We start from the raw sequence: 14,622 nt of genomic DNA on the forward strand, positions 1-14,622 counted from the left end.
TCTATAAAAAGGCATGAAGATTTATACTTCAGCCAGTTTAAAGGCTTAATAATTATTTTTTAGCTGTATCTTTTTTTACAGAGTCAACTTTAGCTGCACCAGCTTTAGCAGTTGAATCAGTTGCTACAGTTGAATCTTTTTTCACTGAATCAACTTTTGCTGAATCTGCTTTTGCTGAATCAACAGGGGTAGATGAACCAGCACCTTTACAAGCTGCAAATGAAGTAGCGATAGCTAAGGCAACTAAACCTAATTTGAATGAATTTTTCATGTTTTGAGTTTTATGAGTATTAATAATTTTTTGATCGTTCGGTAGTTAATACAATTAATGATAAAAGGTAACCCATGATTTTTAAAAAAAAATATTGGTTACCTTTTATCAAAAAAACTATTAAACCATTAAAAGAGCAACAAGTAGTACCTTGGCTCTTTTTATAGCGCGACAGCAGTCAGTTATTTTTTAACTGTGTCTTTTTTTACTGTATCAACTTTGGTTGAATCAGTTTTAWCTGTAGAATCAATTTTAACTGTAGAGTCAACTTTAACGGTAGTATCACCACCTTCTTTTTTAGCATTACCATTACAAGCAGCGAAAGAAGCAGCAAGAACTAAAGCAACAAAGCTGGTTTTTAATAAGTTTTTCATCGTTGTGTGTTTTAAAATGTTAGTATTTTTAATCGTTTACTGTTGTTAATACACTTTTATGAAAAAGGTAACCCATTAAATTAATTAAAAATAAAATTTTTACTTTTTTGGTTATTTTCAAAGTGGTAATAGCAAGTTTGGTTGCCACTTTTTTTTTGCAGATTTGCCCCTATGCTATAATTTACCTTAGGGGGTTACCTTATTTGCTTTTATAGTATTAACATTTGAAGAGAATCACTTGAAGAAAATCAAGAATTGAGAGTCAAGTATCCGGGCGGTAATTAAACGTTCCCTTTTTTATCAGATTCAACGCTTTTCATTTAGTCTTGATTCTTGACTCTTAACTCTTGATTCTTTTTTTTACAACGTTGGGTTACATTTTGGCATAAACAGTATTAATAGTGAGTAAAGACTTAAAAGCTTCGGCACCAACAGATAGCGAAATAGTTCTTGGGATACTTAACAATTCGGAAATAGTACTAAAAAGACTATATACAACCTATTTCCCGATGATATTACAGTTAATTATCAACAATAACGGAAACGAGGATGATGCCAAGGACATATACCAGGAAGCTATCATTGTTCTTTATAACAAGATAAAATCGGGCGAGTTTGAGTTAAGCAGTAAGCTTAAAACATACATTTACTCGGTTTGCCGCAGGCTTTGGCTTAAAAGGTTAAGCCAGATGAACAGGTACGGGGGCGATATCAGGGATTTTGAAGAGTACCTGCCTGTTGATGACGAGGTTGAAAAACATAATGACCGGGATATACAGTTTAATAAAATGGAGGCGGCCCTTCAGTTGTTAGGCGAACCCTGTAAAACTATTATGGAAGATTTTTATATACATAACAGATCGATGCAGGAGATTTGTGAACGTTTTGGGTACACCAATGCCGATAATGCCAAAACGCAAAAGTATAAATGCCTGCAAAGGCTGAAAAAGTTATTTTTTCAGCAGAAGTAAAAGGAGTGTAAAGAGATGAGCGAGAACCTTATTCTGGAATTGATTGACAGGTACCTAAACGGCGATATGACCGCCGGTGAGCGTGCCGAATTTGAGACATTGCGTAAAAACGACGCGAATGTTGACAGCAAGGTAATAGAGCATAAACTATTTGTAGGGCTGATTAAACAATACGGCGAACGCGTTGAACTGGAAAAGCGACTGGATGCTATTCACAGCGAAATTGATGTACATACACTGAAAGAAGAGCTTTTAATTAAGCCCAACTGGATAGTAAATATGTGGAGGCACCACCATTCAAAAATATCGGTAGCTGCGTCGATAGCCATTTTTGCAATATTGAGCACTTTGTTTTTTACAGGTAAGCTTAACAGTCATCAATCTAACTATGAAAAGTTAAGCGAGGAAATAGGCAAAATAAAAAAATCACAGGCGACACTGGAGGGTAAAACCAGTGGTTTGTTAAAAGATATGAAAGGCCGTAAAACAAATACAAGTCCCGGTAAATACAGGGGTACTGGTTTTGCACTTTCATCCAACGGCTATATTGCAACAGATTTTCACGTGATTGATGGTGCCGATTCGGTATATGTTCAAAATGCGGCTGGGGAATCATTCCATGCTAAAGTGATTTATACAGAACCACAATATGATATAGCTGTATTGCAGATAAACGACCCTGCATTTAAAGACCTTGGAAATGTGCCTTACAATTTTAAGAAATCATTAAGTGATTTGGGCGAAGATGTTTATACATTCGGTTATCCAAGCGGCGAAGAGAATTATGGCCCAGGTTCGTTAACAGCGAGAAATGGCCACTCCGGCGATACAACAGAATATCAGGTATCTATTCCCGTTAATCCGGGTAATAGCGGTGGCCCATTGTTAGATGGTAAAGGCAACGTTGTTGGTATTATAAGCGGCAGGCAGCCCGAGATGGCTGGTGCAGGTTTTGCAAAAAAATCGGCTTATTTGTTAAAAGCTATCCAAAATATACCGTCCGATTCATTGAGTAAAGATTTAACGTTAAGTACTAAAAATACACTGGCAGGGTTAAGTCGGCCGCAACAAGTCAAAAAGCTAAAAAACTATGTGTTCATGGTTAAAGCTTATTAATAACGCCCAATTCCAATAAAAATTAATAATTAAAAGGAGATACCGTAAGGTGTCTCTTTTTTGATTAAAGACCTTTTCTGAACCGGGATTCGTCGGATTTGTCGGATTTTTTTGGATTTTGATTTGCATGTCTGAACTTGAATTAAACGAATTTTTAGAATTTCTCGAATTGGCTTTTTAAACTCGGTTAATTCTTTATTTCTGTAAATGGCTTAGCCTTCTTGAACACCTGTTAAAAACAAACAAAAGGTGAAAAATTCAGGTTCAGACAATTTGCGTTAGGGATTGGCGCGGATACCGGCCGGGCGAAAGGAAAGAGGGCAGGCTGCGGCTAAGGCCTGTGCAGTATGAGCAAAAAGCCCGGCCGCAGGCAACGCCCGTATTAGTATCAAGTAGTTAGTAGCAGGTATCAAGACAGTTGCGTCTGCTACCTATCCACCTCACCTAACACAAAATCTATCGATCCTACAATGGCAATCAAATCGGCAATCAGTACGCCTTTTGAAATTTCGGGCAGTACGGAGAGGTTGTTAAAGCTTGGCCCGCGGGCTTTTACACGGGTGGGGATTTCGGATTTGCCGTCGGCTACAAAGTAAAAACCCAGTTCGCCTTTGGCACCTTCGCAACGTACGTAATAATCCTGCGCTTTGGGGATGGTTTTGCGGGGCATTTTGGCGCGCGGGTCAAAATCGGGTGTGCGTTTCAATTCTTTTTGCAGGCGGTCGAGGCATTGCTCTACAATTCTTACAGATTGTTCAATCTCATCAACACGCACTTTGTAACGGTCCCAGCAATCGCCTACTTTGCCCATCAGCCCGGTACCTATGGGGATCTCGAAATCAAGCTCGGGATATGCCGAATAATTATCAATGCGGCGCAAATCCCATTTAAGGCCCGATGCCCGTAGCATAGGGCCGCTGCAACCGTAGTTGATGGCTACATCTAAAGGCAGTACGCCAACATTTGCCGTGCGCGATATAAATACCTGGTTATCGGTCAGCAGTTGGTTAAGCTCCACCATTTTGGGTTTAAAATACTCCACAAAATCGCGGCAACGTTCTTCAAAGCCAACCGGCAGGTCATAAAAAAGGCCACCAACCCAGATGTAATTATATAGCATGCGCGAGCCCGAAGCCCACTCCAGCATGCCCATAATATGCTCCCTATCCCTAAAGCACCATAAAAAAGGGGTAAAAGCGCCAATATCTATACCGTAGGTGCCAATAGCTATCAGGTGCGATGCAATGCGGTTAAGCTCGCAAACCAGTACGCGGATGTATTCGATGCGTTTAGGTATGTCTTTATCGATGCCCATCATCCGTTCAACCCCCATCACAAAAGCGTGGCTGTTGTTCATAGATGCCAGGTAATCAAGCCTGTCGGTAAACGGGATGGTTTGCTGATAGGTTAATGATTCGGCATGTTTTTCAAAACAGCGGTGCAGGTAACCAATATGCGGTATTACTTCCTTTACAATTTCGCCATCGGTTATCAGTTCCAAACGCAAAACGCCATGGGTAGATGGATGCTGTGGGCCCATATTGAGCACCATATCCTCTACACTGGTATCGGCTATTTTTTTATTGTAATTAAGAAGCGCTTCTTCGTATTTTGAATTAGTGATAACCAATGTTGCGTGCTGTTTTGTTGTCGTCAAAAATCAGTATTTTTTTCGTTTATCGGGCTAAAATGATGTAAAATTAAGTAAAACGCCATTTGAAAATTTAAAATGACGAATAAAGTCGCACAAAGAGGCTAAGGCGCAAACAGGAAAAAATGAAGTGCTTTGTACAGTGATATCTTTGTGCGAAAAGCAGCCGGTTTGCTTTTTACGCAAAGATAATACGCAAAATACATCAATTGTCCAGCAGTCGGCGATGATAGTTTATCTGCCCCAAATGGTAGCCTAAGTGCATGGCCAGGTGCACAAAAAAGTATTCGGTAGATGCATCTTTTAAGAATATCTCGGCTGGGTATTTTTCAGTCAACTGATGGTCTGACATCATATTGAAGGTTTTTTCAATCGTGATGATCGTTTTTTCTATTTTATCTACCAGTTCTGCGCGTGGCACATTTTTCAGCGCAAATTCATCTTCCCGGTTTCGCTCATAACCGGTTTTACCAAATTCTGCGCCGATGTATGTATTCAGGTTGCCCACCAAATGTAAACAGAGGTTACCCGCAGAATTCAGAATATTCTTTTCAATAAGCCATAACTTTTCCTCGTTTTGGTAAGCTTCTATCTCGTGCTTTAACTTTTCAAGGTCACGGATTATCAGTTTTTTCAGCGTATCTTTTAGCATATACCTGGTATGGCGTGGTGAAGTTTTTACTAAAGAAATCTTTAGGTTTAATAATGCAAGATATTTATTTGCAGCTGCCTGCCGAAATTATCAATTCAAAGTTTTTCTATTTTTTTTTTCGGTTTAGCTCCGTTGAATACATTGAATTTCTGGTGTTTTAAATTAGAATTCTGAATTCTTGAACTAAAGTAGCCGGGTTTAAAAATAGTTTAGGCTTTTTTACCTCAGGCTGTCACCCTGTAATTATAATTTTATAGTTTTATGGCGAATTATTACCCTGCATAAATAATTCAAAACTTAAAGTATTTAATCACTAATCAAAAAATGAAAAAAGTAATTCTTGTAACAGGGGCATCATCCGGTTTAGGTTTGGCTACCGCAACAGCACTTGCTGCCCAGGGCCACACTGTTTATGGTACCACGCGCGATATTAAACGCATAAGCGGCGTATCATTTATGCCTTTACAAATGGATGTTACCGATGACGCATCTGTAAACGGGGCTATTGCAACCATTATTAAAGCCGATGGCAAGATTGATGTTTTGGTTAATAATGCAGGTAACGGCATTACAGGCCCGCTTTATGCCATGCCGGTTGATGCCGCTAAAAAGCAGTTTGAAGTTAACTTTTTTGGCGTAGTGCGTGTAAGCAGTGCCGTTTTACCGGGTATGATTGAAAAAGGGCAGGGCCTGGTTATTAATATAGGTTCATTGGCCGGGCTGTTTGGCCTGCCTTACCAGGGCTTATACAGCGCATCAAAATTCGCGATAGAAGGCTACTCCGAAAGCCTGCGTATGGAATTGCAAAATACAGGTGTTAAGGTATCGGTAGTAAATCCCGGTGATTTTAAAACCGACTTTACCGGCAACCGCGAAAAATTACCGTTCACACTTAAAAATGATAAACTGAAAGCTGAGTTTGACGCAGCCGTTGCCGCCATGGAAAAAGATGAAAGCATTGGTGCCGCAYCTTCAAAACTGGCAGCACAAATTGTTAAAATAGTAGGCAAATCAAAACCTGCCCACAGCTATTTGGTGGGCGCAATTGGCCAAACCATTGTACCTACCCTGAAGGCCATTTTACCCGGCCCCATCTTTGTAAAATTAATGAACGACCATTACGGGATAAAATAGGGAGTGGCTGATTTAATTTTGAGAATTTGAGAATTTGAAGATTTGAGAATTTGAAAATGCTTTTTTTCAATTCTGTTTATTCTTTAATTCTGAAAATTCTGATTCGGAATATTAGCCACTCTCCATCGACGCCTTACCAAAACAATGCAAGAAAAAAACAACAAAAAAACCATCTGGGGATGGGCTATGTTCGATTGGGCCAACCAATCATATAATATGGTGATCACCTCTACCATATTCCCGGCTTATTACGTGGGGATTACGCAGTATGAAAACCCTGGAGGCATGGTTACCTTTTTTGGCCACAGGTATGTAAATACGGTGTTGTCAAACTATATCCTCGGGCTATCGTACCTCATCATTGTAGCGCTATTGCCAATTTTAACTTCCATCGCCGATTACAAGGGCCACAAAAAACTGTACATGCAACTGTTTACCTGGCTTGGGGTACTTGCCTGCTTTGGCTTGTACTTTTTTGACATGAAGACCTTTGAGTTTGGGATGATATGTTTTGGGCTGGCCTCTGTGGGGTATTGTGGTGGCTTTGTATTTTATAACTCCTACCTGCCGCAAATAGCCACCATTGATAAGCAGGATGCTGTAAGCGCCAAAGGCTTTATTTATGGCTTTGCAGGCAGCATTGTGGTGCAGGTACTTTGTTTGGTGTTTGTGCAATGGCATGCCTGGTTTGGGATGACAGAGGATAAATCGGCGCAGCTTTCTTTTCTGATAGTTGCCCTATGGTGGATAGGCTTCTCGCTTATTCCATTTTACATTTTACCCAAGGGGACGCCAAATGCAGGATCGCATGAGTATAATGTGGTTACCGGTGGCTTTAAGGAGTTGGCTAAGGTTTTCAAAAAAGTTAAACAGCTGCCCTTGCTAAAACGGTTTTTGCCGGCATTCTTCTTCTATTCGGTAGGGGTGCAAACCATTTTGCTGGTGGCCGCCAATTTTGCTGCCAAAGAGCTTAAAATGCCCGATGATGCATTGATAGGCATAATACTGGTTATCCAGGTGGTGGCCATCATTGGCGCTGCAATAACCGCTAAAGCATCAGAAAAATACGGCAACGTTAAAGCCCTATCGGTTATAGTAGGACTGTGGTGCGTAATATGCGCTTGCGTGTACTTTATTGCAAACGCAAACCAGTTTTATGTTGCCGCCGTTTTTGTTGGCCTGGTTATGGGGGCGGTACAGTCGTTATCGCGTTCAACCTATTCTAAATACATACCGCCAAACATTCCCGATACCGCATCGTATTTCAGCTTTTATGATGTTACCGAAAAATTATCAATTGTGGTAGGTTTGTTCACCTTCGGCTTTGTAGAAGGCTTGACAGGCGAAATGCGTGATTCGGCGCTGGTACTGGACGGCTTTTTTGCTATCGGGTTTGTTTTACTGATCACGCTGTTGCTATTTGAACGCAAAGTGAAAGCTGCGGAAGCGCTGGCATAATCATAATCAGAATTTTTCACCTTTTGTTTGTTTTTAAGAGGTGTTCAAGAAGGCTACGCTGTTTACAGAATTTAAGAGTTAACAGGATGAAAGCTGCTATGGCAAATTCTGCACATTCTTAAATTCTGAAAATTTTGATTCAGAAAAAAAATCCTGTTAATCCTGCAAAATCCTTAAATCCTGTTCAATAAATAAGCCCGTTGAATTGCTTCAGCGGGCTCCTCACTATAACTATTTCCCCCTCAGAAAATGATGTGATAAGGTCGTATATTTTCTAATTACTCAGTGTTTATAGTTTATGATGGGTTTGTTTAAACAAACATAGCTTATATATAAGGTTTATGAAATACCCCGAAGTAGGTATTTATGAGAAATAATACCGGCTAATTAAGGTTCGGCAGTTCTGTTGCACTGATTTTGATAATTAGAGATTGAAAAGACACAGCATCTGCCAAAACTGAGTACATTTGCGGTTTGTTAAGTAAAAGTAATGGCTAAAGTTTCTATCAACCTGGCAACAGGCTCGCTGCAAAAAGAAGATATCATAGTAGGTATCGATCTGGGTACTACCAATTCGCTGGTGGCTTTTATTAATCCCGATAAGCAACCCCATGTTATCAACGATACAGGTAAAGGTGTTTTGGTACCTTCGGTAGTCCATTTTGGGCCTGCAGGCGATATTTTGGTAGGTAACGAGGCTAAAGAATATTTGATAACCGATCCGCAGAATACCGTTTTTTCGGTAAAACGCTTATTGGGGCGCAGCTATCATGATATCGAAAATTATAAAGATTTTTTCTCGTACAAGGTTATTGACGATGATACCGAGAGCCTGGTAAAAATTAAAGTAGGCGATAAATTTTATACGCCTATTGAACTATCGGCCCTGATACTAAAAGAGTTGAAAGCCCGTGCCGAGCATGCGCTTAAAACGCCGGTCAACCGTGCGGTAATAACCGTTCCCGCTTATTTTAATGATTCGCAGCGCCAGGCTACCCGCGATGCCGGTAAACTGGCCGGGCTGGATGTTTTACGTATTGTTAACGAGCCAACGGCAGCAAGTTTAGCCTATGGCATTGGGCTTGATCCCGAAGAAGTAAAAACCATTGCCGTGTATGACCTTGGCGGCGGTACTTTTGATGTATCGATACTGCAAATTCAGAACGGGATTTTTGAGGTATTGGCAACCAATGGCGATACTTTTTTAGGCGGCGATGATTTTGACCGCATTATTGTTGATTACTGGATTGAAAAAAATAACCTGGATAAAGCCGGAATAATAGCCAATAACGAGCTTGCCCAGCAATTGCGCCTTAAGGCAGAGGAAGCCAAGAAGGCATTTGCCCACCAAAGCTTATTTAATGAAAAGATAGGCGAGATATGGTGTACGCTGGACAGGAACACGTTTGAAGAACTGATTATGCCCAAGGTGCAGCAAACCATCACCAGTTGCCAAAACGCGCTTAAAGATGCTAAACTCGGCGTAGCAGAGATTGATGAAGTGATCATGGTAGGTGGATCAACCCGTACAGGACTGGTTAAGAAAATGGTGGCCGAATTTTTTAACCGCCCGGTACATGATGATGTTAACCCCGATGAAGTGGTTGCATTAGGGGCGGCTATACAGGCCGATATACTGGCCGGTAACCGTAAAGACATCTTATTGCTTGATGTTACCCCATTATCCCTCGGTATCGAAACCATGGGTGGCCTGATGGATGTCATTATTCCACGTAACAGCAAGGTGCCTACCAAAGGCGGCAGGCAATACACCACATCAATAGACGGGCAGGTAAACATGAAAATTGCCGTTTACCAGGGAGAGCGCGACCTGATCAAAGAAAACCGCAAGCTGGCCGAGTTTAACCTGAAAGGCATCCCGAGTATGCCAGCTGGTTTCCCGAAAGTAGATATCAACTTTTTGCTGAATGCAGATGGCATCCTGACCATACAGGCTATTGAATTGCGCAGCGGCGTTAAGCAGGAGGTTGAGGTAAAACCCACCTACGGCATTACCGACGAACAGGTAGAGCAAATGCTATTGGATAGCATTACCCACGCTAAAGACGATGTAACTGAACGTATGCTCATAGAAGCACGTACTGAAGGCGAGCAGATGGTTTATACCGTGGAGCGGTTTTTGCAAAAGAATGGCAGCTATGTATCGGCAGCGGAAACTGAACAAACAATCAGTTATATAGCCGCTTTAAAAAATGCTATTGCTACGGGGGATAAAGACCTCATTTTGAAAAATATAGACGAAGTAAACGAATTTACCAGGCCCTTTGCCGAACGTTTAATGGATCAGGCAATTAGCACTGCAATGCGTGGCAAAAGTATTGAATAACATACAGAACGAAACTTTATAGATGAGAAGAATTACAGCAGTACTTACATTTTTGGCCCTTGCGGCTGTTTTTTTACCAGGTTCATTTAATAAAGTTTATGCAGCCGGTGTTGTAAGCCGAAATGCAAAAGACACTACAAAAAATATTGCTGCCCTTGATACCGCTCGTTACGATTCATTAATGAAGCGGATGGCCAATGGCGATAAAACCGGGCGTTGGCCGGTAAAAAACGCACCATTGCCATTACCCGGGGCTATTTTGCCTTTTAACCGTGTAGTAGCTTATTACGGTAATATGTACTCCAAAAATATGGGGGTTTTAGGCGAGTACGAGCCTAAAGTAATGATGGACAAACTAAAAGCCGAATGCGAGGCTTGGGAAAAGGCCGATACCCTTACGCCAGTAATACCCGCCCTGCATTACATTTGTGTAACTGCCCAGGCCGATGCCGGCCGCAATGGCTTGCATAACCTAAGGATGCCTTTTAGCCAGATAGATAAAGTAATAGCCATGGCAAAAACCATGAATGCGCTGGTATTCCTTGATCTGCAGGTTGGTTTCAGCACCGTACAAACCGAGATTCCCAAACTCGAAAAATATTTGCTGATGCCCAATGTACATTTAGGTATCGACCCGGAATTTAGCATGAAGGAGGGGAGTGTGCCAGGTAAACGCATTGGTACATTTGATGCCGACGATATTAACTATGTATCCAAATACCTGGCTGGCCTGGTGAGGAAAAATAACCTGCCGCCTAAAATTTTTATCATACACCGCTTTACCAAACGCATGGTAACCAATTATAAAGACATCAAGCTAAGCAGTGAAGTTCAGTTGGTGATGGATATGGACGGCTGGGGCGGCCCCGACCTTAAAAAAGGAACCTATAAATACTTTATTGCTGCCGAGCCTGTACAATTTACCGGCTTCAAGCTATTTTATAAAAACGATATCAAAAACGGACCTAAACGCATGCTTACTCCTAAAGAGGTTTTGGCGTTAAAGCCGAGCCCTGTTTATATACAGTATCAGTAAAAATAGAATCAAGAATTAAGAGTCAAGAATCAAGACAGGATTTTTTTGATTAGCTGTCGCGAGGTTTCACCTCGTGGTGAACCATGGTTCAGCTTTCAATTGAAGTAACTAAAATGCCAAAATCGATACTGCTAAAGTTATACATCATCCTGCCCCGGGGAGATGTTTTGTCATTCTGCTTATTCTTTAATTCGGTAAACGGCGCAGCCTTCTTGAACACCTCTTAAAAGCAAACAAAAGGTGAAAAATTCTGATTCAGACAGTTGCGATAGGGATAAAAGCGGATACCGGCCTGTGAATAAGGCCTGTGCAGTATGAGCGGTTAGCCCGGGCCGAAGGCATCGTCCTTACCACTAAAGCTTCATTCTTTTATTGATGTTTATATTAAGCGTATGCGTTATATGCTTTTCAAAATTATATATTAGCCTACCTAAATAATCATAATGAAACCGTTTTGTAAATATCTTTTGATCCTTTTTATTGTTTTGGCCGGGAAAATATCTTCGGCCCAGAATATGGCAGCGGTAAATACTATGCTGAGCAGGCAAAGTATGCAGATGAACATGCAAATGCAAATGAATATGATGAACATGATGATGCTGAACCGGGCTGATTTTAACTTCAAACACACGTTTTTTGCAACTATGAAAGATGGCAGCCGTAAGGAGATAAATTCACGGATATTAACCGACGAAACCACGCATAAAACTTACCTGCTTTATGTAGATAAGAGCCTGCCAAAGAGTGATTCGAACAGGAACCAAAAGATTTACCCTGATCAAACTGTCAGTATCGAACGTGGCCTTGGCGTGATTTCCAATCCAAGGTCAGCTTTTCAAAATACCGAGCCCGAGAAGTTTTTTAAAGGTATTGCTAAAGATAGCTGCTGGATGTTTAAGGTGGTATCGGGCGATATCAATGTATATTCGTTCCTGAGCGAAGAAACGGGGCAGTATTTTTATGAGGGCACAATTGTTGGTATTCAGTTACATGATGACGGCCCCATAGTAAAATGCACAGAGGAGAACTTAAAACAGATGGTAGGGAATGATATTGATGCCCTGGAAAATATTCAGCGTAAAAATTACTTTAAGGCAATAAAGAAATATAACCGTAACAGGAGGAAGGAAGCTGAGAAGGCAGCGGCGAAATAGCTAATAGGCAACCGTTTGAGCCCAAAGAGTAAAATCGCTAAAAAAAGCGCCTCAGTTCAAGGCGCCCTTTTTATGTAATAACAAACTTTTACAATTTGTCGATGGCTTCCTGCTCTCTTAGCGCGGTAATGTTATTTTTATCGCTGTAGCTTTCGGTTTGGCTGGCAAAATCTTGCAGGATGCTGGCAATGGTGTCCAGGTTATCGGCAACACGCTGGTGCATGTCGGGCAAATCTTTTTCCAGGCGTTTATCGCCAAGGTCAATGTTATCTACTTCTATTTTAGCCAGTTTGGTGATGATTGCCTGCTGGCTGTTTTTTAAGTCTTCCAGTTCATGGACAATTTTCTCCATCAGTCCGAATTTCTTTAGCTTATCCATAAGTTGTGTTTTTTAATTGTTATATCTACTCAACCTCAAATAACAAAAATTGTTTACCATTTGGATATTTGATATATAACTAATAATTTAGTTTAAAATAACTAATGTGTTAGTTGCTATGAAGAATATTATAATTTGCCTGTTGTTGACGTGCTTAATTAAACCTGCCATTGCCCAGCAGGCCACCGCTGCAAGTGATGCTTTACTATTAGATTACTACCAAAGCCAGCGGTTTGCCGAGGCTGCCGACCTGTTAAAGCAAACCTATCCCGAGCCCGTAACCGATATAAAAATACTGGGCAAACTGGCCTACACATCGCAAATGGCCGGCAAACTGCCCGACGCCGAGGGGTATTACCAACGCATGTATGCTATAGATTCTACCAGTAAGGCGGTGCTTTATAGCCTGGGTTCTATCAACTTAAGGCGGGGTAATAATGTTAAAGCGTTAATGTACTACCAGGTATTAGCTCAAAAAGATTCGACCAATTTTTATGTTTTTAAACAGTTGGCAAAAATTAGCCAGGATAAAAACGAACTGGATAAGATGACCATGTACCTGCAAAAAGCCAATAAGTTAAACCCTGCCGATGCCGATGTGGCATCGGACTTAAGCGATATGTATGTAACCCTAAAGCTTAACACACAGGCCGAAAAAGTTTTGGATGGAGCAATAAGCCAGGACCCTGAAAACATTGTGCTGTTGCAAAGCCTGCTGAAACTTTCATACGCCGAAAAGAAATATGATGTAGTAAAAAACACCTGTCTGAAACTGATAGCGGCCGGGGCCGATAATGGTTTGGTATTGACTAAACTGGAATCGGCCTATTACAACCTGAAGCAATATGAATGCAGTATAGATGCTTTTAAACGGATCCCGGAAGTAAGCCAATCAGAAACCAGCTATTATATTGCCGCGCTGGCTTATAAAGAACTCAAAGATCAGCCTATGGCGATTGAAAACCTGGGCAAGGCTATTGAAGCAGGCATATCGCCCAATATAAGTGATTATTACACCGAAATGGCCGATAGCTACGATGTACGGAAAAAATACAAAGCAGCGATAGCGGCCTATGAAAAAGCCCTTCAATTTGATGAGAAGCCTATAATTTATTACCTGATGGCTACGATGTACGATGGATCGCTCAAAAACAAAAAAATGGCCATTAAGTACTACAAAAAATTCATGACCAGTAAACCAACCGGTAAACAGCAAAAGTATGTAAGTTATGCCATGGCGAGGGTTACAGAGTTATCACGGTAGGGGTCACATTATTAAAATAACCGAATGTCATTTCGACGAACCGGAAGGGGATTGAGCGCAGGGGGGAGGAGAAATCTTGTACGATGTGCATCAAACCACGCTATAGTGATGCAGGGTGTATAAGATTTCTCACTCGTACCTCGTTTCGAAATGACATTTTCTTTACTTAATACTTACCTATTCATCAACCGTGCCACGTACTTACCTATAATATCAAACTCCAGGTTCACTACTGAGCCTTCGCGTACGTTGTGCAGGTTGGTGTGTTCAAACGTGTAGGGGATAATGGCTACCGAGAAGCTATTGACCTGCGAATTGACAACGGTAAGGCTGATGCCATTTACACAGATCGAGCCCTTCTCGACAGTTACATTGCCGGTGGCGGCATTATATTCAAAGGTATATTCCCAACTGCCGTCAAGTTCTTTAAATGCAGTACAAACGGCGGTTTGGTCAACATGGCCCTGTACAATGTGGCCATCCAGGCGGGCATTCATTTGCATGCAGCGTTCCAGGTTTACCGGTTCGCCAATTTTAAGTTGCGACAGGCTGGTTTTATTCAGCGTTTCTTCAATGGCGGTAACCACATGCAGTCCGTCGGCTACGGCCACTACCGTTAGGCAAACGCCGTTATGCGCTACCGACTGATCGATTTTTAACTCATGCGCAATGGCCGATGCAACCGTGATATGCAAATTACCCTGATCCTGTTTCAGATCGGTTATTTTTCCTAAAGTTTCTATAATGCCTGTAAACATAAGCGAAGCCCCCTAACCCCCTGAAGGGGGAATTTTTTGATTGACAAAGCTATAATT

The 14,622-nt window shown here is 41.3% G+C and carries 14 protein-coding genes; 8 read left to right on the forward strand and 6 right to left on the reverse strand.

The features are described 5' to 3' along the window. Nucleotides 1–52: 52 nt before the first annotated feature. Together AC1DV1_RS17115 and AC1DV1_RS17120 are read right to left on the reverse strand one after the other, a co-directional pair. On the reverse strand, nucleotides 53–271 hold the full coding sequence (locus AC1DV1_RS17115; RefSeq protein ID WP_477361342.1) for a hypothetical protein: 219 nt from the start codon (nucleotides 269–271) through the stop codon (nucleotides 53–55). A 182-nt stretch (nucleotides 272–453) separates the two neighbouring features. Beyond that, nucleotides 454–645 (reverse strand): hypothetical protein, encoded by a 192-nt coding sequence (locus AC1DV1_RS17120; protein ID WP_477361344.1) that lies wholly within the window; start codon nucleotides 643–645, stop codon nucleotides 454–456. Nucleotides 646–1,046: 401 nt separating this feature from the next. On the opposite strand from AC1DV1_RS17120, the gene AC1DV1_RS17125 reads away from it, so the two are divergent. Then, nucleotides 1,047–1,616, forward strand: coding sequence for an RNA polymerase sigma factor (locus AC1DV1_RS17125; protein WP_477361346.1), 570 nt, complete (start codon nucleotides 1,047–1,049; stop codon nucleotides 1,614–1,616). 15 nt (nucleotides 1,617–1,631) lie between these two features. Further along, the gene (locus tag AC1DV1_RS17130; RefSeq protein ID WP_477361348.1) at nucleotides 1,632–2,732 is read left to right on the forward strand and encodes a S1C family serine protease; all 1,101 of its coding nucleotides are present in this window, start codon (nucleotides 1,632–1,634) and stop codon (nucleotides 2,730–2,732) included. A gap of 427 nt (nucleotides 2,733–3,159) precedes the next feature. On the opposite strand, the gene AC1DV1_RS17135 is transcribed toward AC1DV1_RS17130, so the two are convergent. Together AC1DV1_RS17135 and AC1DV1_RS17140 are read right to left on the reverse strand one after the other, a co-directional pair. After that, nucleotides 3,160–4,356: an NADH-quinone oxidoreductase subunit D gene (locus tag AC1DV1_RS17135; RefSeq protein WP_477361534.1), complete on the reverse strand. Its 1,197-nt coding sequence runs from the start codon at nucleotides 4,354–4,356 to the stop codon at nucleotides 3,160–3,162. A 232-nt stretch (nucleotides 4,357–4,588) separates the two neighbouring features. Further along, complete coding sequence (locus AC1DV1_RS17140) at nucleotides 4,589–5,035, reverse strand: DUF1572 family protein (protein ID WP_477361350.1); 447 nt, start codon at nucleotides 5,033–5,035, stop codon at nucleotides 4,589–4,591. 324 nt (nucleotides 5,036–5,359) lie between these two features. Between AC1DV1_RS17140 and AC1DV1_RS17145 the strand changes: the two genes are divergently transcribed. From AC1DV1_RS17145 to AC1DV1_RS17165, 5 genes are all read left to right on the forward strand, one after another. After that, nucleotides 5,360–6,169, forward strand: coding sequence for an SDR family oxidoreductase (locus tag AC1DV1_RS17145; RefSeq protein ID WP_477361352.1), 810 nt, complete (start codon nucleotides 5,360–5,362; stop codon nucleotides 6,167–6,169). Nucleotides 6,170–6,313: 144 nt separating this feature from the next. Next, complete coding sequence (locus AC1DV1_RS17150; RefSeq protein WP_477361354.1) at nucleotides 6,314–7,627, forward strand: MFS transporter; 1,314 nt, start codon at nucleotides 6,314–6,316, stop codon at nucleotides 7,625–7,627. Between the two features lie 490 nt (nucleotides 7,628–8,117). Then, nucleotides 8,118–9,974, forward strand: coding sequence for a Fe-S protein assembly chaperone HscA (gene hscA / locus AC1DV1_RS17155; RefSeq protein WP_477361356.1), 1,857 nt, complete (start codon nucleotides 8,118–8,120; stop codon nucleotides 9,972–9,974). 22 nt (nucleotides 9,975–9,996) lie between these two features. Next, complete coding sequence (locus tag AC1DV1_RS17160) at nucleotides 9,997–11,010, forward strand: hypothetical protein (RefSeq protein WP_477361358.1); 1,014 nt, start codon at nucleotides 9,997–9,999, stop codon at nucleotides 11,008–11,010. A gap of 443 nt (nucleotides 11,011–11,453) precedes the next feature. Next, a complete protein-coding gene (locus tag AC1DV1_RS17165; protein ID WP_477361360.1) occupies nucleotides 11,454–12,164 on the forward strand; it encodes a hypothetical protein in 711 nt (236 codons plus the stop codon). Between the two features lie 88 nt (nucleotides 12,165–12,252). On the opposite strand, the gene AC1DV1_RS17170 is transcribed toward AC1DV1_RS17165, so the two are convergent. After that, the gene (locus AC1DV1_RS17170; protein ID WP_477361362.1) at nucleotides 12,253–12,543 is read right to left on the reverse strand and encodes a hypothetical protein; all 291 of its coding nucleotides are present in this window, start codon (nucleotides 12,541–12,543) and stop codon (nucleotides 12,253–12,255) included. Between the two features lie 118 nt (nucleotides 12,544–12,661). Between AC1DV1_RS17170 and AC1DV1_RS17175 the strand changes: the two genes are divergently transcribed. Further along, entirely contained in the window at nucleotides 12,662–13,807 is a 1,146-nt protein-coding gene (locus AC1DV1_RS17175) for a tetratricopeptide repeat protein (protein WP_477361364.1), read from the forward strand. A 173-nt stretch (nucleotides 13,808–13,980) separates the two neighbouring features. Here AC1DV1_RS17175 and AC1DV1_RS17180 read toward each other — a convergent pair whose 3' ends face one another. Continuing rightward, nucleotides 13,981–14,565 (reverse strand): riboflavin synthase, encoded by a 585-nt coding sequence (locus tag AC1DV1_RS17180; protein ID WP_477361366.1) that lies wholly within the window; start codon nucleotides 14,563–14,565, stop codon nucleotides 13,981–13,983. Between the last annotated feature and the right edge of the window lie 57 nt (nucleotides 14,566–14,622).

This window comes from Mucilaginibacter sp. P4_D1, from assembly GCF_056401935.1.